General features: G+C 39.9%; 17 protein-coding genes. 5 read left to right on the plus strand and 12 right to left on the minus strand.

Annotation, left to right across the window (positions count from 1 at the left end; all coding sequences use genetic code 11):
• Positions 1 to 15: 15 nt before the first annotated feature.
• From R2Q84_RS11075 to R2Q84_RS11100, 6 genes are all read right to left on the minus strand, one after another.
• Positions 16 to 1,650 (minus strand): arylsulfatase, encoded by a 1,635-nt coding sequence (locus R2Q84_RS11075; protein ID WP_316816608.1) that lies wholly within the window; start codon positions 1,648 to 1,650, stop codon positions 16 to 18.
• Between the two features lie 24 nt (positions 1,651 to 1,674).
• Positions 1,675 to 3,309, minus strand: a complete 1,635-nt coding sequence (locus R2Q84_RS11080) for an arylsulfatase (protein ID WP_316816609.1) — start codon at positions 3,307 to 3,309, stop codon at positions 1,675 to 1,677.
• Between the two features lie 45 nt (positions 3,310 to 3,354).
• Positions 3,355 to 4,830: a RagB/SusD family nutrient uptake outer membrane protein gene (locus R2Q84_RS11085; protein ID WP_316816610.1), complete on the minus strand. Its 1,476-nt coding sequence runs from the start codon at positions 4,828 to 4,830 to the stop codon at positions 3,355 to 3,357.
• Between the two features lie 43 nt (positions 4,831 to 4,873).
• Positions 4,874 to 7,966, minus strand: coding sequence for a TonB-dependent receptor (locus R2Q84_RS11090; protein ID WP_316816611.1), 3,093 nt, complete (start codon positions 7,964 to 7,966; stop codon positions 4,874 to 4,876).
• Positions 7,967 to 8,327: 361 nt separating this feature from the next.
• Entirely contained in the window at positions 8,328 to 9,395 is a 1,068-nt protein-coding gene (locus R2Q84_RS11095; protein WP_316816612.1) for a PCMD domain-containing protein, read from the minus strand.
• A 10-nt stretch (positions 9,396 to 9,405) separates the two neighbouring features.
• Positions 9,406 to 10,128: a hypothetical protein gene (locus R2Q84_RS11100; protein WP_316816613.1), complete on the minus strand. Its 723-nt coding sequence runs from the start codon at positions 10,126 to 10,128 to the stop codon at positions 9,406 to 9,408.
• 216 nt (positions 10,129 to 10,344) lie between these two features.
• Here R2Q84_RS11100 and R2Q84_RS11105 point away from each other — a divergent pair, with 216 nt between their 5' ends.
• The 5 genes from R2Q84_RS11105 to R2Q84_RS11125 are packed head-to-tail and all read left to right on the plus strand — an operon-like array spanning position 10,345 to position 14,861.
• Positions 10,345 to 11,214: a ThuA domain-containing protein gene (locus R2Q84_RS11105; RefSeq protein WP_316816614.1), complete on the plus strand. Its 870-nt coding sequence runs from the start codon at positions 10,345 to 10,347 to the stop codon at positions 11,212 to 11,214.
• A 51-nt stretch (positions 11,215 to 11,265) separates the two neighbouring features.
• Entirely contained in the window at positions 11,266 to 12,159 is an 894-nt protein-coding gene (locus R2Q84_RS11110; RefSeq protein WP_316816615.1) for a sugar phosphate isomerase/epimerase, read from the plus strand.
• A gap of 39 nt (positions 12,160 to 12,198) precedes the next feature.
• Positions 12,199 to 13,365: a mandelate racemase/muconate lactonizing enzyme family protein gene (locus R2Q84_RS11115; RefSeq protein ID WP_316816616.1), complete on the plus strand. Its 1,167-nt coding sequence runs from the start codon at positions 12,199 to 12,201 to the stop codon at positions 13,363 to 13,365.
• A gap of 36 nt (positions 13,366 to 13,401) precedes the next feature.
• A complete protein-coding gene (locus R2Q84_RS11120; protein ID WP_316816617.1) occupies positions 13,402 to 13,887 on the plus strand; it encodes a VOC family protein in 486 nt (161 codons plus the stop codon).
• 14 nt (positions 13,888 to 13,901) lie between these two features.
• Entirely contained in the window at positions 13,902 to 14,861 is a 960-nt protein-coding gene (locus tag R2Q84_RS11125) for a hydroxyacid dehydrogenase (protein WP_316816618.1), read from the plus strand.
• Positions 14,862 to 14,906: 45 nt separating this feature from the next.
• On the opposite strand, the gene R2Q84_RS11130 is transcribed toward R2Q84_RS11125, so the two are convergent.
• The 6 genes from R2Q84_RS11130 to R2Q84_RS11155 form a co-directional block, all read right to left on the minus strand.
• On the minus strand, positions 14,907 to 18,083 hold the full coding sequence (locus R2Q84_RS11130; RefSeq protein WP_316816619.1) for a PVC-type heme-binding CxxCH protein: 3,177 nt from the start codon (positions 18,081 to 18,083) through the stop codon (positions 14,907 to 14,909).
• Between the two features lie 211 nt (positions 18,084 to 18,294).
• A complete protein-coding gene (locus R2Q84_RS11135) occupies positions 18,295 to 18,525 on the minus strand; it encodes a hypothetical protein (RefSeq protein ID WP_316816620.1) in 231 nt (76 codons plus the stop codon).
• Between the two features lie 147 nt (positions 18,526 to 18,672).
• Entirely contained in the window at positions 18,673 to 19,890 is a 1,218-nt protein-coding gene (locus R2Q84_RS11140; protein ID WP_316816621.1) for a thioredoxin family protein, read from the minus strand.
• 396 nt (positions 19,891 to 20,286) lie between these two features.
• Positions 20,287 to 21,519 carry a site-specific integrase gene (locus R2Q84_RS11145; protein WP_316816622.1) on the minus strand — a complete coding sequence of 411 codons (1,233 nt, stop codon included), beginning with the start codon at positions 21,517 to 21,519 and terminating at the stop codon, positions 20,287 to 20,289.
• Between the two features lie 93 nt (positions 21,520 to 21,612).
• A complete protein-coding gene (locus R2Q84_RS11150; RefSeq protein ID WP_316816623.1) occupies positions 21,613 to 22,629 on the minus strand; it encodes a DUF6602 domain-containing protein in 1,017 nt (338 codons plus the stop codon).
• Between the two features lie 51 nt (positions 22,630 to 22,680).
• Complete coding sequence (locus R2Q84_RS11155; protein WP_316816624.1) at positions 22,681 to 25,905, minus strand: hypothetical protein; 3,225 nt, start codon at positions 25,903 to 25,905, stop codon at positions 22,681 to 22,683.
• Position 25,906: the final 1 nt, after the last annotated feature.

Genomic DNA, 25,906 nt, shown 5'->3' on the forward strand with positions numbered 1-25,906 from the left:
GTTTAATATCTTTTATTAAAACCCAAATCCAGCACCTGCAATTGGCTCCTGAACTTTACTTCTTCTAAAATCTTTCATGCTTTTTGGCTCCTTATCTTCGAGCGTTGCAAAATCAACAACTCCTGTCTTTTTTGCCCAATCAAAGTATTTCACGGAGAGTTGACTTACCACATCATGATTTTGCCTCGCCAGATTGGTCGTTTCACCTCTGTCAGCCTCCAGATCGTACAACTCCCAATTGTAGGATGGCCAATGCGAAACTAGTTTCCATTTACCTTCCCTGACTGCTCTGTTTCCTGCACGCTCCCAAAATAAAGGCTTACCTCTCTGTACTTCTTTTTGCTGTCCAAATAAAACAGGGACCAGACTTTTACCTGCCAAAGGATTGGAAAGGACATTATTGTACTTAACAGGATATTTAACTCCGGCCAATTCATAAAAAGTAGGCGCAAGGTCGATAATATGTCCCGTTCCCTTAGCAATAATACCCGCAGGTATTTTAGCAGGATACCAGGCGATAAAAGGTGAATTTATTCCTCCTTCGTACAGGTAATCTTTAAAAGCCAGAAATGGGGTATTTGATAAATATGACCAGTTTTTACTTTGCGACTCATAAGAGCCCGTAGTACCTACCGGCCCACTGTTTTTCCTTGCACTGTTATGCCATTTTACCAGATCTTCAGCTGGCGCCCCATTATCGGAAACAAAGAAGATAATGGTATTATTAATTTCCCCATTCTGTTCCAGCTTTTCCAACACCTTTCCTACGCCCTGATCCATACGATCAACCATCGCTGCAAAGACCTCCATCTTTTTTGCCCATTGTTGTCGCTGGTCATAAGACAGGCGGCTCCAATCATATATATCTTCATCCTTCCTGGATATTTTAGTATCAGCACCAACAATTCCCAATTGTTTCTGACGCTCAAAACGTTCAGTCCTCAGCTGGTCCCAGCCTTTATCATACTTACCTTTGTACTTCGCTATATCGTCTGGTAAAGCCACCAGCGGCCAATGAGGGGCCGTATAAGCCAGATATAAGAAAAATGGATTATCTTTTTTGCTTTCATCATCAATAAACTTCACTGCATTTTTAGTGATCAGGTTAGTCTGGAAATAATCAGACAGTATAAACCCTTCATTATCGGTAACAACGGTCTTCTCTTGCGGAGCACCTGAGCCCGCAGAATCGTTATCACGAGGGTACACATCGCCAAATCCACGCTGCCAGGGCAGACTTACATTGTTTCCGGACACATGCCACTTACCAGATGTAATCGTATTGTAGCCATTTGATTTCAGGACCTCAGCCAGTGTTAAAGATTCAGCATTGATGTACCCCTGGTAAGCAGGCAAACCCAGGTCATTAGAAAAATAACCTACTCCGGCCTTGTGCTGATACTGCCCCGTAAGTAAAGATGCCCGGGTTGGCGCACAGATAGAATTGTTATAAAATTCCTGCAAACGTAAGCCTTGTTTGGCTAGCCTATCCAAATTAGGTGTATTGATTTCTGATCCGTAGGCACCCAGGTCGGAATATCCCAGATCATCAGCCAGAATAAGAATGATATTAGGTTTTTTCTTAGGCTTTTGTTTCGCATGGACCTGTATGGACAATGCTGCAAGTACTAAAATTAAAGTCTTTTTCATGTTATTTCTTATTTAATTTTATTTTTAGAAGCCAGTTCTTACAGGTGCTGAATTCCGTCCCTGTTGTACGCCTCTTAATTTATTGTAATCCACCACGTCATTCTTTTGCGCCCAAACCTGATACTGGACTTTCAGTTTCTGAACGACCTCTGGATGTTGTGCTGCCAGATCAATATTCTCTGCCCTATCCTTTTCAATATCATACAATTCATATTTTCCATCACTGGTAGAAACTAGCTTCCATTTCCCATCCCTTACCGCTTTGTTACCTCCTCTTTCCCAAAAAAGCGGTTCACCCCTTTCTAACTTATCAACTTGCCCCGTTAAAACAGGCACCAGACTTTTTCCTGCTAAAGCATTTGTTGTTATGCCTTTATACTTCGCAGGATACTGCACACCTGCCAGCTGATAAAATGTTGGTGCCAGATCAATTAAATGTGCTGTGCCCTGGGCAATGGTATTAGCCTTAATACTCTTAGGGTACCAGGCAATAAAAGGCGCACTAATTCCTCCTTCGTAAGGAGTTCCTTTATAATTACGAAAAGGAGAATTACCTGTTTGTGACCAGTTGCTATTTTGCACTTCATAAGAGCCTGCCGTACCAACCGGGCCTGTATTTCTTGAGGTGTATAGTCTTAAGTTGTTTCCACCCTGTGCACCGTTATCAGAGATAAATACGATTAAGGTGTTTTCATCCTTTTTAAGTTCTTTGAGTTTAGACAATACACGTCCAATGCCCTGATCTACCCTATCAATCATTGCCGCATATACCTCCTGTCTGGTCTGCCAGTATTTTTGCTCATCATAGGTCAATTTATCCCAGCTTTGAAGTTTATCATCCTTAACCGCGATCTTCTGATCTTTGTCAATCACCCCCTCTTCAATGGCATTTTTATGCCTAAGTGTTCTCAGTGAATCCCAGCCAATACTATATCGTCCTTTGTATTTTGCGATATCTTCCGGCAAAGCCTGCAAGGGCCAATGCGGCGCATTGTATGCCAGATAAAGGAAGAATGGTCTCTTTTCCTCATTTTGCTCATCCAAAAATTCCAGTGCATTGTTTGTAATTTCTTCCGTCAGGTATCTATCCTTTGCCAGGTAATAAGGCTTGTTGTTCTTAAGCAGTTTTACGTCCTCTTTTCCATTCTCATTGATTTCGTAATAATTACTGGCACCTCCGATAAACCCAAACGACTTGTCGAAACCGCGTTGTGCTGGCCATTGATCCTCATCATCACCTACATGCCATTTACCTGAAATGATGGTTGAATAGCCTCCGTTTTTAAGTACTTCAGCTAGCGTTAAAGACTCTTTGTTTAAGAATCCCTGGTAAGCCGGCAACCCAAGGTTTACGTTAAAATAGCCTACTCCGGCCTTATGCTGATATTGACCGGTTAATAAGGATGCACGGGTAGGCGCACAAATCGAGTTATTATAAAACTCCTTTAATTTAAGCCCTTCAGAAGCCAATTTGTTGATGTTTGGTGTTTCCAGGTCTGTCGCACCATAAGGACTTGTATCTGAAAACCCCAGGTCATCGACCAATACCAGGATAATGTTAGGCCGTTGTTTTTTTTGAGCAAACAACGATGCATTTGCAACCAGAGTAAGCGCTATCGCACCTACCATAATTTTGCCAAAGCTGATATATCTTTTCATTGTTTAAATTGTTTTATTGGTGATGAAACTATTTTAGTGAACACGTTAATAATTGACCCAGTCCGGGTGCTGTTTCAGTTTAGAGTTTAGGTTAAGTTCGCGCTGTGGTGTTGGGAAATGAACATGTCTTGGCGCGGCAAGCGTTTTGCCCGCAGCTTTAAGCGTGTTTACATAATAGGTTGGTCCACGGCGAGCGAGATCAAACCAGCGCTGATACTCAAATACCAGTTCTTTTCTGCGTTCCAGAAAAACAGCATCTCTGAACTGATCCTGGTTTAATGCCGGAACGATATCCTGCAGCTTGCTGATATGTGCCCGCTGTCTTACTTTATCAATAGCCCAGTAACTCTGCTCTGTAGGCCCATACTTTTCATTTAAAGCCTCTGCATAAATCAATAAGACTTCGGCATAACGTATGATAGGAAGATTTTTTGAAGACTGGCTCTGACTACCTACTACAGACTCATCATAGTATTTGTGGAACTGGGGAGTTGCCAGAGTATATACTTGCCCATTTACCGGACTGGTTATTTTAGTCACAAAAGTAATGGCCTTTCTGGTGTCACTCTCACTAAAACTCTCGTACAACCCACCTGCAACATGCAGTGCATCAGCATAATCTCCATTAATCCCGGGAACATCTGCGGGAGCGGATCTGCTTGCCAAACTATTTCCCTGGAAGCCTGCATTACCTTTAAACTGCGCAGAAAATATATGCTCTTTCCCGTTCTTTTTTGCTACAGCAAAAACATCTGAAAAATCTTCGAACAAATCGTAACCTTCATGATCAACTACATCTTTGCTTTTAAGAATGGCATTGTCCCAGTCCTTCTGAGTTAAATACACTTTAGAAAGTATGCTTTTCGCAGCACCTGATGTCGCCCTACCTATGTCGGCAGCTCCGTACTCTGCTATTTTTGGTAAATTTTCTGCATCCTTTAAATCTGCTATAATTTGTTTGTAGACATCTGCTTCTGAAGATTTCTCTACAGCCAGACTTTCAGGAGAAAGGGAAGTGGTTTCATGCAAAACCAAAGGCACCGGGCCAAACCACCTAACCAGGTTAAAGTAATGAATTGCCCGCAGGAATTTAGCTTCATTGATTAAGCGGGTTCTTATCTTTTCATTAATTTTTGAAGCCTCGATCAGTGCGATCTTATCAATAGCAATGTTGCTTGCGTTGATGCCATCGTAACTTTGCCTCCATAGCTGTTCCATCCGGTCATTGGAAGAATCATGAGTAAGCCCTGAAATTGCCCTTACATGTGCATTTCTTGCCCGCGGGCCGGCTTCATAATCATCAGTAGCCATTTCCACCCCAATCTGGAATAAACTGTTGTACAGCGCCTGACCGGATTCGTATAGTTTCCGGTATAGCCCTGTCACAGAGGCAATGGCCTGGCTTTCGTTTTGATAAAATTGTTCGGTTACCAGAAATGATTCTGGTTTTTCGTCAAGCGTAGAGCAACCTGCTAAAATTAGCCCGTATGCAATACTGAATAGTATGAGTAATCTTTTCATATGAATTTATGTTGATTATCTAATTTTATAATGTGCAGCAAGCTTAAAAAGCGACTCTTAGGCCTGCAAGAATAGTTTTTGAAGTGGGATAAATACCTGAGTCGGTACCAGGCGAAACGTTGCTTCCCGAAGTAACTTCAGGATCAAAGCCAGAATAATTGGTCCAGGTTAACAGATTTTGCCCGGTAACATATACGCTTACCGAATGCAGGTTCAATTTGTTGGTTAACTCTTTTGGAAGCGTATAACCCAGCGTAACAGACTTAAGCCTCAGAAAAGACCCATCTTCTACAAAACGATTGGAAAAAATAGGTGCGGGGTCTAGCTTTGCACGAGGAATTGTTGTGCTTGGATGAGCTGCTGTCCACCTTTCCAATGCAACTGTTGATGCATTTTGCTGACCAGTAAACATCTCCAGGGTTTGTCGGTTGCCATTGATGATCTTGTTTCCATAAGATCCCTGAAGAAAAACCGAAAGATCAAACCCTTTCCAGGAAAAGTTATTGCTAATTCCAAAGATGAAATCAGGTTGGGCATCACCGATAACAGCCCTATCCGCGGCAGTTGTAAAAGTTCCATCGCCACTTATATCTTTGTAAAGTCTGTCACCAGCCTTTGGTGCCGCACTCCCTGTAAACTTACCTTTGGCTGATTCTTCTCCGGTTTGTAAAATACCATCTGTTACGGTTCCATAAAATGTACCAAGAGGCTTCCCTACCTGTATAATGTAATTTCCACTGATGTAAGAAGAGGCGCCATTACCAATAGTAAGCACCTTGTTCCTGTTGACAGAGACATTCAGATCAGTATCCCAATGGAATTCTCCCGTAAGGTTCTTAGTTCTGATCCCCAGCTCTAAACCTTTATTTTCCACAGAACCATAATTTTGCAGGGAACTGGAATATCCGGTTGTCCAGGGTATCTCTACATTTAACAAAAGATCTGTTGTCTTTTTATAGTACCCGTCTAAGGTTAGCAATAGCCTTTTGTTAAAAAAAGCGATATCCAGGCCTGTGTCATATTGGTAAGTAGTTTCCCAGCCCAGGTTATCATTAGGAATTCTGTTTGCTGCAAAACCAGTCAGCACGCTTCCACCAAGCAGATAATTTAAGCTGTATAATGTTGATAGCGATTGATACTGCCCGATTTCCAGATTTCCTGTCGTTCCGAAGCTGGCGCGTAACTTTAAATCATTGATTTTATCTAGCAAAGGCTTAAAGAAACCCTCATTACTAATTCTCCACGATGCCGCAACGGACGGAAAGCTCCCCCATTTGTTATTTTTGCCAAACCGGGAGGATCCATCCTTACGAAGACTGGATGTTAAATAATATAGATTGTTGTAATTATAATTTACCCTAGCCAGGTAAGAATGTAATACCCAGGAATAAACATCAGAATTCGGCCTGACAAGAGTAGATCCACTTTGAAGACTATTGTAGGTTAAGTCATTTGATACAAATTGCTCAGCTCCCGCTTTGAAGCTCTCGTTACTGGCTTCCTGCTGGGTGAACCCGATCAGTGCATCAAAATTGTGTTTGCCTATACTTTTGTTATAGGTAAGCGTATTTTCGTTGAGCCATGAATAATAGTTCAACGCCCCAAGAGATGCGGATCCATTACTCGTTTTTCCTTCATAAATGGTTGATGGCACGTAGTATTTATCCTTTTGATTGCTGACATCGGCCCCAAGCAGAACTTTAAAGTTTAAGTCTTTGATGATAGAATATTCCCCAAATGCAGCCCCCAGTAACCTGTTTACAGTAGACTTATTGATCGTTTCCTTAAGTGTCGCAATTGGATTAGCAAAAATATTCTCGAAAGGATTACGCAATGTATAACTACCATCCGGATCATATACAGTTGCAGTCGGCGGCATTATAAGTAAAGAGCCAATTATGCCTGAAGGAGCAACGTTAGCATCAGATTTATTTGCCGTAAGGCTGGCACTAACTTTAAATTTATCTGAAGGTTTTGCATCTACATTTGCACGAAAGCTTATCCTCGAAAAATCAGTGTTTTTAATAATTCCATCCTGTTTAAGATAGTTCCCCGAAAGTAGGTATTGTACAGTCTGGCTCCCTCCGCTTATCGACAATTGGTGATTTTGTGTAGGCGCATGTTGGAAGGCCTCCTGCTGCCAGCGTGTGCCCCCTCCCAGTTTATCAATCTCTGCCTGCGCAAGGTACTGATATGCTCCACCTGCAGGTTTCGCATCAAACAGCACCTCATTCCTTAGTATGGCAAAATCCTTCGCACCTAGAACATCAATGGTTTTGAGTACACTTTGGGTGCCAAAACTAGCTTCGTAAGCAATGGTATTCCTCTCAGCCTTTCCTTTTTTTGTTGTAATAATCACAACTCCATTCGCTCCTCTGGAACCATAAATCGCCGTTGCAGAAGCATCTTTAAGGATATCGACACTTTCAATGTCACCTGGGTTGATACTTGCAAGTGGATTTGTAGGTGTACCACTTAGCACTCCTGTAGAAGAAGAACTATTGTATACGGGGAATCCATCAATCACATATAAAGGTTCGTTTCCTCCCTGTATGGAAGCCCCGCCCCGAATTCTGATGCTGACTCCACCACCAGGCTGTCCGGAGGTCTGTGTAACCTGTACACCGGCAGCTGCACCTTTCAAAGCCTGGTCAATAGAGGTTACAGGCTGTTTTAATGCAGACTGAGATACGGAAGACACTGCCCCTGTAAGGTCACTTCTTTTCTGTGTTCCATAACCTACTACAACTACACCGTTGAGTTCATTTACCTGTTCTTTTAATTCAATTGTGATGGGCGTTCCGTTGGCGATAACACGAAGCTTTTCATAACCTATATAACTTATGATTAGGGTATAGGGAAATTTCTGTCCGGTCACGAAGTCGAACTTACCCCGACTGTCAGTTTGTACCTGGTGGGTAACCCCTTCAATCTGAACGATTGCTCCTGGTATGGGTTCTTTCGTTTTCTGGTCGACTACCGTACCACTTAATGTGGAATTGATTAGAGGCTGTATCTGTGCAAATGAAAGTGTAGGGGTAACAATAATTATTAAAAGGAAGCTATTGATAAACAACACTCCTTTCAACAAGGCATAAACATTTATTAAATGCTTAGCCTTTTTAAAATTTTGCATAATTTTAAAAAGTTTTAATTAATGATCTATTGATTAAAGCAGCTGGCATTCAGTAAGTGATTGGCGTTGCGTACTGAGTGCTCATGATAAAGGCAGGTTAAAGCCTGTCTTTATCTTTTCATAAAAAATGTAAGGTTAGTTGTTCTGATTAGCAACAACAACAGATGGGGAGTCCCATCATATTTAAAGAATATGGAGCGCTAATATTTCTGAAGAGTAATTTTTTTTCCATGTGATTTCTAAACTTTTTATAAACGATTTACACTGCAAATTTAGAATCATTTATCACAATATCAAAATTAATCTATAGAATTAGTAGTCTTTTTATTTAAAGCCCGTTTAAACTGAGTGTAAATCACTTTTAATAATTTAACGATAGGTTATTTACAACTAAAATACTGTTAACACCGCCTTCAAATAAATTAGCATAAGCGCTTGAAGCAAAAACGATTGTAAGATGGGTAACAGGTTCGCCAGCTAAAGCAAATAGCCCATTCTCCGGGAATTGATACCCTGGGGTTTCAGCAGGCAGATTTCCATATAACAACGGGATGGTAATACGCGTAAAAGTGCTCGCGGAATCGCCTGACCGAAACCAAGCCGTAGCTATTCTCTTATTCACGTTGTTATTTCTATTTTCGAGTAATAAATAGATATCGCAGCTATCTTTTTTTACGAGTTCCTGCCCCCTTCCGTTTTTATATGGTGTACCCGGAGAATATTTAAAATCTACACTAAAACTTTTTGGCCTTGCCGTAAAAGCAATTCCAAATTTAGGAGAGTTAAGCGGATTGCTGATATCGAGTGTAAAAGTTCCCGTAAACAACGTTGCAGCCCCCATACGTTGTCCTGTGACTTGCCCAAGAACACCTAAGTCTCTGGTAACCATTTGGGCAGCAAAATCGCCACTACTCACCTCAACAGGTGTTGTATTGGCGGCTCCTAAAGTAACAACACCTGCATTTCCGGTAGCCCAGTCTGTGTTCATATCCATGCCTGGTTGTTTATAGTTCTTCCCTGGCGGAGTATACCAGCTATCAAAGTTGGAATTGGTAATTTGAGGTGTTGCAGATTGGCGGGTTACTTCAACCTTATAAACGGCAATGCTCCCGTCTTCAGCAGTTACAGTGTAATTAACCGGATTTGTAAAGTCCTGTGGTATATTTACGCCAGGTGTAATGTGGGCAAAAGTAGAGAGCCTTATAGAGTCGGGATACAGCTTTGTTAGATCAGATGCTGCATCAACAAGAAGCTTTATCGTCAGTTGATCATGGTCAATAACCGTTGTAGCCGATTGCCCTGGCATTGTAAAATAAAGAACCTTCTTATAAGTTGATTTACCAAAATATGTTTCCTTTACACAGCCGGAGAGGAAGATTCCAACAGCAATTATTAAAAACGATATGGGCCTGTAAACGTGTAAACTCATAATGGTTTTATTAGAAGTAAGTAGAAAAACCAAAGGCAACTTTCAAAACGTTTATTTTAAAATTAAGATCTGTTGTCGCCACTTTTGAGTCGGGCATATCAGAAATCCGGCTTCGTTCAACGGTCCGTTTTACCCCAAAAATGTCGACTGTCGTTTCAAATGCAAAATTCTTAACAATAAAAATAATAAGTCCTGGTCTCAGCCCAATACCATAGGTATTCCTCGTCGTATAAGTACGTGTTAAAATATCATCTGTAGTACTTTCCTTTACCAAATGATCAAATAAAAACTGCAGCTCGGTTTGATTGATGATATAAAACCTATTCTTGTTGTCGAGGGGGATAAAGTTCTTAATATAGGGCCTGATCCCATAATCATTTGAGAAGCTTTTGTTAAATGTCAATCCACCATCACTCTTTTTAATGATATTATTGTCCTTTGATTCTCCATAAGAAAGGCCTAAACCAACACCAAGGTCTTTTTTGATAATGTATCCTCCATCGGCTCTAATATCCCAGCTATTTTTCTTCTGGTCGATATAGTTTACAAGGATATTATTATCATTAACGGCATTTCTACTACTCAAAGAAAAGGTTAGAATAGAAAACTTCAACCCTTTACTAATGCTGATTCCATCTGGTTTCTCATTTGAACCACCTTTTTCCTGGGCATATAAAAAGGACTTACCAAGTAAGCTAAATAAAAAGATGAAGAGGAATTTCGTAGGCTGCAATTTTTGACTTTTTTATAAAACAGATATTGACACCATTTGTTTAGTGCAGTGGCAAAAAATAAATACGATCGCCATTAAAGAAGCTTCTAATTAGCGGGTTCCTTTTGCAATTTTGTTATAGTATTAAGCTATTTTGGCGAAGACAAGATTACGTTATACTTTCCACGGCATTATTTACTAATTTGTCTAGACAAATAAACCAAATGTAGTATCACAATGAAAAAACTCAAAGGCATTATATGTTTAATCACACTAGGTATATTTATATCTAGCGCTTACTCTTGCATAGGGCAAAGTAAAACAAAGCTGTCAAAAAAACCACTCGTCGTATTTGTAACTGGTGATCACGAGTATAGCGGAGAAGAAACGCTGCCGATTATCGCTGCAGAACTGGAAAAAAATTACGGGATGCGTACCATCGTGTTAAAAGCTGCTCCGGATCACAATTCCGAAGAAAATATCCCGGGATTAGATGCCTTAAAAGAAGCAGATCTGGCGATATTTTATTTACGCTGGAGACGTTTACCAGAAGATCAGGTGAAGTATATTGACGATTATCTGAATTCCGGCAAACCGGTAATGGGCTTCAGGACAACTACACATGCTTTTAATTACCCAAAAGGACATCCTCTTGAAAGATGGAATGCTTTTGGTGAATTTGCATTGGGGGCTCCTCCGGGATGGGGAAAAGGAGGCCATACGCATTATGGCCATAACTCTAGTACTGATGTCTCCATCGTACCTGCACAAGCCAAGCACCCCGTGTTAACGGGGGTAACGCCAAACTTTCATGCCCGTTCATGGTTATACCGTGTGTTGCCAGACTATCCTTCCAAAGGATCTACCTGGTTGATGATGGGGAAGTCCGTAAATCCAGATAAGGCAGCCATAGAAAATCCCGTTGCATGGACCTGGAAAACTGCTGCTGGAGGAAAAGTGTTTACCACGACCCTCGGCCATCCCGAAGATTTTAAAGAAGAAGGCTTTCAAAGACTGGTTATAAATGCCATTCACTGGACAGTAGGAAAGCCAGTTCCGAAAAAATGGGCTGGGAAAATGGACATAAATGTTCCATACAGACAGTAACAAGATATTATTTACACAATTTTAACCTCAAACCAAATACCGAACACATTTATGGAACTTTCGATACACAACTGGATGCGATCCGAAACAATAGAAACTACTATTCGCAGAGCTTCCAGTCTGGGTTATACTAAACTTGAAATTGCAGGAAGCCCTGAGCATTATGACACCAATCATGTAAGAAAACTATTAAAGGATCATGGATTATCCTGCTGGGGTTCAGTTACACTGATGTTGGAAGATCGCAACCTGGTTGCTAAGGACGAAGCCCAGCGGGCAAAATCGGTCCAATATGTAAAGGATGTGGTTCGAATGGTGAAAGAACTAAATGGACATATGGTTTCGGTGGTACCAGGTACCGTTGGAAAAATAGTACCTGACGGAAGACCAGAAGAGGAATGGCAATGGGCCGTTAATTCGCTGAAAGAAATATATGAATATACAGAAGCCTCAGGTATATTAATTGGGATAGAACCTATCAACAGATTTGAAACTTATTTCATTAACAGGGGCGATCAGGCATTAGCCCTGGCACAAGCTGTAGGCCCTAACTGTGGGATATGCCTGGATACTTTCCACATGAATATTGAAGAGGACGATATATACGAAGCGATCAGAAGAGCAAAAGGAAAACTGGTAGGATTTCACGTTGCAGACAACAACAGAATGGCCCCTGGAATGGGTAATCTGAACTGGAACAAAATCATCGATACACTTCAGGAGGTTGGATATAATGATGTATTATCAGTAGAATTTTGTTCACCGCTAGACCGTACACCTGCCAACCCTTACCCCAACTCTATTGATGAAAACCCTGAAAATCTATCTCAGGAACAGAAAAAATTCTTAGAAGATCATGGTAGTGCTTCAGTCTCTGAAGAGTTTTACACCATGCTCACAAAAAAATCTTTCGATACCTTATCAAGCCTGATCAATAGGCATTAAACAACCTTCATAACCATTAAAAAAACAAATTGAAAACTGATGAAAATAACGAATGTAGAAGCATTTTGGCTACGTTGTCCAATTCCGAAAGAAAAGCAACACTTTTCTGATTATGGATTACTAACCAATTTTGACATGACGCTTGTTGTAATTACAACAGAAGATGGCCTTCAGGGTTTTGGTGAGGCCAAGGCTGCTGTTGGATCTTCAGGAGTATGCGCCTCTATTGTAAGCTGTATCGAAAATGAGCTTAAACCTATTTTACTAGGCAAAGACGCCAAAAATATAAATCGACTTTGGGAAGAGATGTATAATGGCACACGCGATCATTATGCCCTTTCAAGAGGCAGAAGGTTTCCAATTCTGGGAAGAAGAGGCCTAACCGTTTCCGCCATGAGTGGAATTGACACAGCATTGTGGGACTTGAAAGGAAAAGCATTAAACGTTCCTGTTATGGATTTACTAGGAGGCGCTTGTCGCGACCAGATGCCTGCTTATGCCAGTGGTGGTTGGGCTGATGCCGAAAACATAGGCGCGCAGTTGAATGGGTATGTGTCTAAAGGTTTTAATGCCGTAAAGATGCGTGTGGGTATTATGGATCAGACTGTCCAGAATAGTATTGATCGCGTAAAAGCAGCGAGAAAAGCATTAGGTCCTAATATAAAACTCATGGCTGATGCACATGGAACCTTTAGTGTTCCTGAGGCTAAGCAATTTTGCCGCGGCGTAGAAGACTGTAATCTGTACTGGTTTGAAGAACCTATTAGTCCTGACAACAGGCATGGAACTGCAGAAGTAAGAGCAAGTACAGCCATTCCAATAGCTGCCGGGGAGAGTGAATACACCGCCTTTGATATTCGCGATCTGCTTGAAGTAAGAGCCCTGGATGTGATACAACCTGATGCAGCTATTATTGGAGGGATTTCAGAGACGATGCGTGTAGGGCATCTTGCAGCCGTTAACCAGCTTGAACTGGCACCACACTGCTGGGGTTCCGCATTCTCATTTATGGCCGGACTAAATGTAGCTTTTGCTTCTCAATCCGCAACCATTATTGAATTTTCACTAGGTGGAAACCCAATGATGTATGATTTAGTAAAGGAGCAAATTGAAGTTACAAATGGCGTAATTGGTGCGCCAACTGCCCCTGGACTAGGCCTAACACCAAACTGGGATTTTGTAAAAGAATTCAAACAAAAAATTTAAAAAAGCTAGTTAAATTGTATCTATAAATTTTCACATATGGCACGTGCAATCAAAATTAATCACGTTACACTAATTGTCGATAACCTGGAAAAAGCGACTGAGTTCTACCAAAATGAACTAGGTTTAGAACCCCTTGCAGCCTTTAGGTTTGACTACCCTGTTATGTTTTTCAAATTTAACGATGAACAGCAACTTCATCTTTCCGAATGGGAAGATAAAACCTCTTTTCGCGGACATATCTGCGTACAAGTTGATGATTTTAACAGCATTTTCTTTCGTATGAAAGAACTTCAGGTTATTGATATAAATCCTTGGGGGAAGGTACGAAAATTACCAGACGGAGCCATGCAAATGTTTGTACGCGATCCTGCCGGTAACCTTGTAGAAATTTCGTCAACGCCAGGAACTGATGTTGATCCGCTGATATTTCAGGATGAACTTTATGAAGAGGGATTATATGTGTCCAATAGAAATGATTTTAGAGGATATAAATCTGATGACGCCACTTTATACCATAAATAACGAAATACTATTAGATGAAAAAAAGTGTTTTACTGCTTGAAACTATAGCTGATGAAGCCTTAACCATTCTTCAGGAACATGTGAATGTACTTCCTGCGTATGATGATGATGCTTTAAAAGACATGTTAGGGCGCCATGAGATACACGCAGTAATTACCCGTGGAAAAGGTCAGGTCAATAAAGCATTAATGGAAGCCTGCCCGGATTTACAGGTAGCCGCAAGATGTGGAGTTGGGTTGGACAATGTAGACGTACAGGAAGCTACAGCCCGAAACATTATGGTGATCAACGCTCCAGGTTCAAATGCAGCTACAATTGCTGAACATACCTTATCTCTGATGTTGATGCTCATGCGTAACCTATACGAGTCGGTTGCTCAGGTTAAACAACACAATTGGAACTGGCGCAATCAGTACTCCGGAGATGAACTAAATGGAAAAACGCTGGGAATTCTTGGATTGGGAAACATAGGAAAACGTGTTGCCAGACTCGGAGAGGCATTTGGCATGAATGTACTGTATTGGAACAGATCCGTTCAAAATGTACCTTATACTCAGTTATCCATGAATGAAGTACTCCAACAATCCGACGTAGTGAGTCTTCATTTACCTTTTACTTCGGAAATAGGCACAATAATAGGAGAGCAACAGCTTGCATTAATGAAGCCCAATTCCTTATTGATTAACACGGCTAGGGGAGCACTTATTGATCATGATGCACTTGTAGATGCGTTAAATGAACGGCGGATTTCAGGATTCGCGGCAGATGTATTACCAGAGGAACCTCCTGCCCAGAACTCACCTATCCTGAATCATTCCCGTTCTATCATTACACCACATTCAGGCAGTCTTACGGCTTCTACCTACAGACAGATGTGTGTGCTCACCGCAAAAAATGTGGTAGCCGTACTTACAGGCAACCAGCCTGACACCAATAGCATATTCAATTTCAATTCACTTAACGCCCGCGTTTAGTGAGTCCTCGGAAAACGTTTAGAAAACATTTTCCGAGGATTTTATTTATTTCGCCTCTAAAGGATATTGTTTAAGCAATTCTGCAGGTGAGTAAAAGTCCTTTTTATCTTTCGTCGCATTTCTTATTGCTTTTACTTTCTCCGGAGATACAGATGATGCTTTGTTACCAAAAGAGTTTCTCACATAGGTCAGTACCGCCGCGACTTCATCGTCTTTTAACATACCTCCAAATGGAGTCATGGGTACTTGTCCTTCATATTTCTTCCCTTTAACCACCATTGGTCCGTGCAAACCTTTTAACACCAGTTTAATTAGACGATCCTGGCTTCCAGTTACCCATCTTGTCCCTGCAATTGGCGGAAAACCAGACGACGGCAAACCTTTACCATCCGGCTGGTGACAAGTGATACAAAATCCTTCTCTGGCAAAGATTGCCTTTCCCTTTACATAAAGTGTACGTTCTGCACCTGTAAAGGTTGTTGCTACTTTTTCTACTTTTTTCTCTACCCCAGACTTTCCGTTTAAATGCGCTACAGCCATATCATAAGCAGGCTTCATCCAATCGTCAAGTGTATTTTTACCTGCTTCCATTACAATAGGCAAGCCTTTTTCTGCGGGCAGCCAGGAGGCGGCAGTGATCACTTCAAGACGTACTCTACCATGCGGATCATTGGCCGATTGCATTAATAAATCCTCTTGATCCAGGACTTGATGTCCTGTATACCTCAATACTCTTATTGCAGCAGCCCTTGCATGATAATCTTTAGCTTTTAACAACTGACGGAGTAATGGCTGATCGACTTTATTTAGCCCCCAGGTCACCCAAAGTGCCTCCAAAAGATGATGCTCATACTTAGCGTCATTTTTATCTAATTTCGCTATCCAGACTTTTAGCTGAGGAAGCACCTCCGAGGCTTTGCGCCCTCTTAACTCAGCACGGGTGCGATAACGAGCTCTGTACTCTGGCAGTTTAAGATTATCCAGAAGTTCCGAAATTTCGGCATTTGCAATTTTGGCCGGCTTTACCAAAGGACGGGAAGGATAGGTAATCCGATAAATCCGTCCATGCACATGGTCTCTTAACGGATCCCGCGCATTGTGTTGCATGTGTCCGATTAGAATATTGTGCCAATCTGCTACATACAAAGAACCATCAGGAGCAATCTCCAGGTCGACTGGTCTAAAGTTTTTATCCTCTGATGTATATAGATCCTGTCTGTGTCTACTTTTATAACCCGTTCCATCATCAGTCAGCGTATGCTCTTTAGTACCTAAAAACCCGATGGTGTTATTGATTAGAAAATCACCTTGCAGCTCATCAGGGAAGTGACGGCTAGAAATAAATTCGAGACCCGAAGTAGGACGTACGCGGTGCTCGGGTTGAAGCAAATCTCTCGATTCGGTTGTTATCACTCCGTATCTTGGTTTTATTGTAGCTGGCATCATCCAACGCACATCAGGCCCAGATGTTGCAGCATAGAAGTTCTGCCCCCAGTCATCAAAAGCAATGCCCCATGGATTTGGCACATAAGGCTGAGCAGTACGTTCCAGATGACGGCGCTGTGGGCTATAACGGAAAAACCCGCCATTAGTCGCTCTGACAGGTCCGTAAGAGGTTTCAATATTAGAATGCAAAAATATCCCTTCCCCCATATATATAGCACCAGAAGGATCAACCGTAAAAGCATGTATATTGTGATGGGTATCATGATCGTCGAAACCACTTAAGAGGATTTCTCTGGTATCTGCCTTATCATCGCCATCCGTATCCTTTAGCAGCATAAAGTTGGTCCCTTGCGATAGATAAACTCCATCATGTGTAATTTCAAATCCTAATGGCAGGTGTAAACCATCGGCAAAAACAGTTTGTTTATCAGCTTTACCGTCGTTATCCGTATCTTCTAAAATAATCAGTTTATCATTTGGCTTAGCATCTCCAGGTTTATAATGAGGATAGCTAGGCATAGTTGCCACCCATAAACGCCCTTTGTTATCAAAAGTGATCTGGCATGGATTAGCCAAATCCGGGAACTCCTTTTCCGACGCAAAAAGATCTATCTTAAATCCAGGGGCTACATTAAACTTATTAAGTGCATCCTTGCCATACAAATACTCCAAACTCCCATTTTTACCCGGGTTATAATTTGTTTTGATGACTGGAACGGGAGTCGTTTTTTTATCGGCCGCCGCCAGATCCATTTTTTTGCCAGTCAGCGCTTGCCAAATCGCTGTATCCCTTATTGCAGTCATCTCACGGATCTTAGCCGTTTCAGCAGGATAATTTTCCGGACCAAAGGGATCATATCTCCGTCCAAAAGCATGTACTCCATTTGGCATCTTAATATCATTATGCCACATCCAATTCTTCTCTTCCACTGCTGCACGAACCAGGGCACGATTTTCTTCGGCCTTTGCAGGACTTTTACCAAAAACCAGGTCAGCTAACAGCGGTGCAAAACGGGCATACCCTTCATCGCTAAGCTGAGATCCGTCGATAGTCAGTGATTTTCCCGAAACATCAAACCATTTCTTCGTAGGTGAATAGACATCTACAAAATGTACGTTATTGTCGGCCGCTACAACTTTCATCGCCTCGGCATACAAAGCTAGATTCACGTTTTCCTTTTTCCCGTTAGGCAAATCGAATTGTTTTGAAAGATCCTCAAAAGCAATTGGTGATACAATAGCTAATTGTGGTCTTGTCGTACCATTGTATTTTTGGTTGAGCGTGTGTTTAATAAAGGCATCAAGTTCTCTTTTATAATTCGCCAGACCTTTTGCACCTTCAAATGACTCATTATAACCAAAGAATGCAATAATCACATCTGCTTTCAGTCTGCCAAGCCACTGATCTTCAGTTTCAAAATGCCCCTGACTATCTGATGGCTGAGCCAATTCTGTCTGAAATTTTTCGGCTCCAGGAAAAGCCCAGGGTGAAACCCTGCTAGCGTGCGGTCGGAAACCTGGCGTATTCCCGCCATCACACATATTTCGTATGTAGAGATTGAAATCCGGATAACGTAAATGCAGCTCGGTTTCAAAATACCCATAATTCATCATTCTAGAGCCCAGATTGTTCCCTATAAGGACAATACGCGCATCTTTTTTTAATTGTAATGAAGGAGGGCTTGATAATGTGAATTGCAGGGTGGTAAACGCAACTACTGCTACAGCTAGAACTTTGAAAATACCTTTGGTACTACTTTTTACGAATTTGAGCATCTAAAATCTTATGATATAGGTTATTATAACTAAACATAGTTATTTATACCTTAAAAGTAAAATCTTAATAAAGGAATAAGTTGTATTTGGGATCTTACCAAGTAAATCCGGGATTAGTGTAAAGCCGTGCAAGGGCCTTACACATTAATAATGCACTTATTCAGTTGACATAACATCAGTTAGGTTGGCTGAATAAATACATCTTTTGAGCTTACAGATTATTGACTTCAAAACCACCATAACTGATCATTTCGGCGTTATGTGAGACAATCAGATTAAGATTTAATCTTTCAATAAGCGCTTTGGCCTGAGTGATATTTCTGTGCATATCATTTATGCCTCTAACTTCGATACCTTTAGCCAACAATTTAAACTTATTGGGTTCAAATTTATCAATGAACTTTTGCAGGTCTGAACTAATCTTTATTTCTTTTTTTTCCATGTTAAATCTCATCTTGCTATTACTGCAAAACAAGACAAACAAGTTTAACTTAATGATTGGATCATGTTATCTTTTTCCCTAAACTAAAAATGTCCGTATCATGAAGTTCATGATACGGACATTTTTTACAACGTTAATTTGATGAATTTACTCTCCTTTTTTCATTTTATCAAGCGTCGCCTGATAATCACCTTTTTTCTCTGCCGGCACTAAATTCACCGCCTTTTGCTGCATGGCAATTGCTTCATCTTTTTTACCCAGCTTGTAAAGCAGATTTGCATAGGTATCTAAAAATGCAGGTTCTTTTTCCTGTGTTTCTTCAACACTGCGCTTACTCCATGCCATCGCAGATGCAACGCAATCAGCGTCTTTACAGTTTTCAAAAACTGCCCAGGCAAAATTATTCAACATTTCTGCATTTACCTCTGAGCCATATTTTTTCATATAGTCCAGCACTGCAGGTTGAAACTTATCCCACTTTTTTGTTCCCTGGTAAAACTGAACTTTCAGCAGATCTGTTGACTTTCTCATATCAACCGTAGGATATTTAGCGTTAGCTGCTGTAATCAGAGAATCTATATTTGCAGTTGGTTTTCTTAATCCGGGATAAATATGCTCATTAAGAATAACCTTACCCAGGATTTCATTTGCTTTTCCTTTTCCAAGAACAGCATCCACTCTTTTAGGCTCTTTTAATATCAACGCAAAGCCTTTGCTTTTACTGTCTTTTAGGTATTTACTTAAAAACTCCAAATTCGCTTTTGTATAAGGGTCTTTTTGTGTTGCCAGATAAGCAGCTGCGAATTTTGTGGCATTTTCTTCATCATATGCAGCCTCGGCAATAGCAACCAGTTCTTTTAGTTCCTCTGGAGATGGATTAGCTGCGTTGTATTTTTTTAACATTGTATAATACTGCGTTTCAGGGCTCAATGCCTTTGTCGCTTTAGCTATAAACCCATCCGCATCTCCACCACCAACAATTCTGTGTACCAGTTCTCCCTGGGGTGAAAAAATCAGAAATGTAGGATAAGCTCTTATTTTGAACTCCTTGTCTATTAATTCAGCGTCTGCATACCAGCTTTTCACTTCTTCGCTGTCGTCCTTTGTTTTGTCGAACTGGACTTTTACGTTCACAAAATTTTTATTGAAGAAATCGCCTACTTTTTCCTGAGGAAAAATTGTGCTGGTCATGTACTTACATGGGCCGCACCAAGTAGTAAAACAATCCACAAAAAGGTATTTGTTCTCTTTTTTAGCTTTTTCTTTTACTTGCTGCCAGGAAAGTCCATGTTCAAAATGAGTCCCTTTGTCTTGTGCTGACCCCAGGAAAGGAATAAGCAGGAATAATAAAATTAGTTTTTTCATGATTTTTTGATTTGTCGGTTTTTAAAATTAAACAAAATCAAAGTAAAGACTTTCAGCATACTAAAGATTTTACAAAAACCTCTTTAACAAAATATTAACGGTAGATTTTTATGGATCAATTTATTCCAGAATGGTACGACATCAACAAAAAAGGTCTTTAGATTTTATCTAAAGACCTTTTTATTTTTACTGCGGAGAGCCAGGAACTTGAACCCAAGCCTTGAAGCACATTTAAACCTCGATTTTCAGTTTTTTTTTAAAAAGTGCCACGAATTCGCCACGATTCTCCACAACCCCTCCAATTTCTTCATAAGATGCCCTACCCACCTCTCTTTTCATTCTAGCATCAATCTATTAACGCCGCAAATATACAGAAAGCTTAGAATTTCCAACCTATTAATTTTTAGACTCTTGGGATAATTTCAACTTAAGCTGTTTCATATCCTGACTAATTTGTCTATCTAACACCTTAGCATAGTGTTGAGTTTGTCGAAGAGAACTATGCCCCAGCATTTTCGAAACTGTTTCGATCGGCACACCATTTGCCAAAGTGATAGTGGTAGCAAATGTATGTCTGGCCATATGAAATGTAAGCCGTCTTGATATTCCACTAAGTGCTGCAATTTCCTTTAGATATTCGTTTGTTTTTTGATTACTAAATATCGGAAGTAGGCTATCGGTCCTAAGGCAAAATTCATCCCTTTCATACTGATGTAATATGGATTTGGCTTCCTCCAATAAAGGTAACCTAATGATTACACCTGTTTTCCTTCTCTTTATTGTAAGCCATAACTCATTATCAAAGCCGTCCTGAATAGATGCAGATTTTAACATTCGGACGTCTGAATAAGATAGACCCGTATAACAACAAAACAAAAATACGTCCCTAACGAACTGCAATCTGTCCACTGTAAATTTTCTAAGAGCAATACTCCGCAATTCCCTGGGGCTCAATGGAACAATAAGAACTTCAGATTTTCTTATTTTATATCCCTCGAATGGATCAGATCTGAGAAATCCCTTCCTTATTGCATAGTAAATAACTGTTTTTATATTCGACAAATATTTTAATGCAGTATTATTACAGCACTTCTTTTCCACCCGAAGCCACAGGTCGTAACCCTCTATAAATTCATAATTTAATGATTTAAGAAGTATATCTGTCTTATCATATTTAGCTCTTAGGAAATCTCGCATATGCAGAGAGGCGACTTCGTATTTCTTAACTGTCGTTAGAGTACATATCATTGCCAGAGCTCTATGCTTCATGTTTTTAAGAAATGTTGCAAAAATCGTCATTAATGTGATTTGTTCCTCACCTCTTCCAAGCAATGTTTGCTTTATCGCTTGGGCCGACACTGCTATTCCACTGTCTATCATCCGGCTCCTAATCTCATGACATCTGACAGATATCGTGTCCAGTATATTGTTTAATGAAATGGCATCTTCTTTTCTACCTCTTGCTCTGTTTTTACTTCTGTCCCATCTCCCAACCTCCCATTTTCTTCTGGTCGAATATTCTGTTGTACTACCATACATTGTTATTCTCAAATAGACATAACGATATGCATCGTCTCTATTTTTTGGGCGTTTCAGAAAAAAACTCAAACCGATGCCTTGCACTGACATATTGAAAAAATTAACACCACATTAATTTACGAATTTTTATCCCTTTAGAAGAGACTTAAATCAATAATGATGGATTACTAGCAATAGGCAACTTTAAAGCAATGGTTGAAATCCTTCATATCCTTGTGCCTTCAGTATTGCCGCAGTTTCCTCCCTATATCTTTTGACAGCTTCGGGATCAAAGTACCGCGTTTCAACGCAATTACCATTTTCCTGAAAGGTCGTGCCCATGCAATACAGGCTCGAAAGAACGTGCGGCTGGTATGTACCATTCAAAAGAGCAAGGATGTCAAATGCAAATTCTGAAAAATATCTCTCCGAATAGTTCAACAAAAGGCTGAAATGTGCATCTTCTCTGTATTTTAGGGACTTTGATGTTGCCCAAAAAGCCAGCGAGGTATTAGTATCTGCCTGGGAGGCAATATTTTCGTTTCGAAAGAATATCTTCCCAGCATCTCGCTTGTATTCCGTTTCCGCACGGAGTATGATGCCACCGAAAAATCTCCGAATCATTGTAGCCTCCACTAGTTCATCCATCGCCGCAAAATCCTTTTCATCTTCTTTTCGAAGCTCGAAAAAGACAGTTGCACAGAAAAAATTCGCCGGAAGATATAGTTTGCCTCTACTATTTGGTGGATCAACGCGTGCCAATAATGGTTTTAGCTTTGAAAGCTGTTCGACTGCTTGCTTAACGGACTTTCCATTGAATGAGGATTTTACTTCTATTACCGCACGAACATATTCTACCGGGATCGCAAAAGATTTTCCTTGTTCCGAAGAATCTGGATTGTCCTCAACCCATAAAACAGGGGACTCTAACTGGTCGTATATAATCACATCGTAATGCACCATGTACTCGGAACTAGAGATCCCAGGCGAGATGATGAACCCTGAGGTAACTCCATATCGCTTGGGTAAGAATTCGCTCAACCACCTTCTAAATTCGGCTTCGGCGACAAGACCATGCCTGGTCTTTACCTGCCTATTGCTTTCTTGTTCCTTTGCTATGTCATAAGCCATAAGCATTTTAGTTCTAGCAGTCAGGAATTGTTTCCAGCCTTGGGTTGGCATCTTTACCTGTAGTAAAGGTTGGTTCTTTTCGTTAGCCATGGTCATTGATTATAATTTCTAATTTACGGATTGATCGATAAAAACCGGCAATCAGAATCTATTGCCCTTGCGGATATCACTAACAACAATTTCCTTTAACTCGTATTGAGATAATTCCAGAAAGCTTCCGAAGCTTTTGAAGAGAGAATAATAGTCCGTTTCAACGTCTGCATCTGCAAGTATTTTAATCATGCTACCCGGCAGACTAAAAGCGTTGTTGAAAGAATCGAAATTTTTAGGTTTTGCGGTAAGGGCATAATAAAAAATCTTATAGATGCTTTCCCGTATATCATTTTGGGTAAATTGACGAAATTTTTCAGGTTCGGGTAATGCAGTATAGTTGCTATTGGGTGTTTGCGCGATCTCAATCAAACTTGGTTTTTTATGGTTTTTCGAAGTTTTGTGTCTCTTTGTTCGTTCGTAATATTCTGGTTTATAAGTTTCAATCTGCAATCCTATTTTCTTTAACAGATTAATTTCCGGGGCATTACTTTTAACACGAACCTTAAAGTTAGCCCAGGTAAAATCCCTTTTAAGTAACCATAGTTTATTTGATTTGATTGCATTAATAATACCGCTAAGCTCTATACTTTTACTGTACGAGTGATAGCGCATTTCTTCCCCTAGCTCATAATAAAAAACTTCTTGGGGAAGTACATCTATAAATTCTGTCGGCAGAAGAAACCAAGATATTTTCAAGTCCTTAAAGTCAAATTCACTAAGCAACTGGTCTAAAAAACCTATTCCCTTTTCCTCAATATAAGATCCTAATAACCATCGGTAGCCTTTCTCTGAAATGGCTTGTATTTCTTTTATTAAACGAACACTATCTCTCCAGTCCGCATATCCTTTATCTTCGAAAACAGCCAAAGCCCATGGTATATTCAGTAAAGTATAGTCATGCCTTTGATAATATTTTGTCCAAAACGCTGATATGGATGCAATGTCAATACTACGATTTTGGTATAAGGAAAGACGCATAAAATCTAACAGTCCTTTCCAAGTATCAAAACTTCCTTTTGACTTGTTTTTTTCTAAGTACTCTCTCAGAGACAATTTCATGAAATCATTTTGATTTCCGCATTCTCCCATAGCCAACAACCTTTTTCGTGCGGCTTCCAGAATCCATCTTGCATAATAATCTTGATATCCACCTTTAATAACAATCGGCTTTAAGAGATCTTCCGCAGTTTTCTCACTACCTTTCATAAAATTATCAATAGTAGCAAAGAACACTTTAAAATTGTTTCTTTGATCAAAATTCACATAAAGATCCGCCAAAATGTAAGCTAAATTATCTTGGTAATTCACGTAATCTCTATTCTCGATTATGCGTTGGATACTTTTTTGAGAAAGGGGTCGCATATAAGGACGAAAGAAAGCTTTTTCTTCCAGTAGTTCATTTTCGAGTTCCTGATAAAATCTTTGAATATCATACATATCATCACTCTTCAGGTTTTCCAGAAATGACCCATCGCTCGTTTTCAAATAGTAAAGCATACCATAGAGATACCTGTTACTAGTAATACTCTCTTCGTTATAACCATTTTTGAATAGTGTTTTTAGATACGTGTAGTTGAATCCGTTAAGCGTTGATGTATGGTCACGTATGACGAGACAAAAGATTAATGCGAGATCATAATACTGATTAATATTAAGATCTTCTGGATCAAGGCTAATTAACATCTCTCTTATATGACCGTAAAACTCCCTGGTTGCTTCATAGTCAATCATGTCACTCATTTGAATTTGAAAATATTCAAGCGATGCATATTTTATTACAATTGACTTTATTTGTTCAACTGAAAAATCAAAATGGATTAGTCGTGACTGAAAACATTTTTCACCCGACATGACGGAATTATATGCTAGACTTAATACCTTTTGCGAAATAGCTGAATAGTTGATTTTTGTATTTCTTAGATAGGTAAGCAAGCTGTCATGAAACAATGTAACCCTATTAAGGCGAAGATCAAACAGGTACGGACGTTCATCTATAAACTCATGAACAATTGACGCAGTTTCCTCTCCAAGGAAAAGATCAACTTCTGATCTCATGATGTAAGCACTGGTACAAAGAAAAAGAGCTAGAGCCTGTTTTCCATTTTCCTTTCCAACTATTTCGTCATAATAACTATTGACATCCGGAAATTGTCCAAAATCGGGAATTTGCCCGTATTTTTTATAATGTTCTGCAATGTACCTTACCAATATAGGATAACCATTGGTTATTGAATATATTTTCTCCGCATCGCCATATTCATCGAAATGATATAGTTCCTGGAGAACTTGTTTAGTTTGGTTAAAGTTCCAGTTTCCCAACAACTGCTTTTTCCATTCTAGCTGCCGTTTTAAAGGCCTGCTCAGTACAATGATATCGGAGCTTTCTTTCAATTGATCAAAGAATAGAATATAGCGTTCCAGATCACTTCTGTTATAGTTCTCGACGTGATCCAGTCCGTCTATGACAACAGTTGATCCAAGCTCTTTTATTTTATTTATAATATCGTCTTCCGTACGGCTGATGTAGTCCGTAAATAGTCGCTTTGATATATCTACGAGGAAATTTTCAAACATTAAACGTTCCTGTTTATGTGTGTCCTGATTGGACGTCCAGAAACGATAAACAATCGTACTGTCTATCGTATTGATTAGATGGTTCACCAAATGGCTTTTTCCAATTCCTGGCTTACCTTCAATCAACAATAACTTCTCATTACTAAGTATAGCTCTTGCCACATCAACAGTGGGTTCGGTAAGCTTTGTACTGTAAAAATTGACCGTTGGCAAATCCTGTCTGGATATTTTGAATTCTCTTTTATCCAGTTTATCATCAAGAAACTGATCAATAATATTCCTTCTCCAACGATCCACTTTATATAGCTCGTCAACAACTTTATCAATCTCTATTCTGCTAAGTGAAACGATATGCACACCATGATGTAGCTTTGAACTAAATCCCAGGATCTCATTATCGACATCTACGTCAATACCTTTAAAGAAGATAATGTTTATGCCGGTAGAAAGCCTGTGTAATTTACCTTGAATCTTTACACTGTCGCCACTTATTACTAAATCATTTAATGAAACATTCTCAAAATCTTTAATCTGAAAAAAGTAGTTTTCACCACCTACGACGACATTAACATCATCAAATTTATGCTCTGCATCAACCTCAATTTCTAAACGTTCAATTGTTCTCCTTGCATCCATTAAAGAAAGCAACAGAGAAGTAACTCTATGCTGGTAGGTGTAACCAATTAAAGCATGTTTCATT

It is taken from the genome of Pedobacter nyackensis, assembly GCF_032678475.1.
GTDB lineage: Bacteria > Bacteroidota > Bacteroidia > Sphingobacteriales > Sphingobacteriaceae > Pedobacter > Pedobacter nyackensis_A.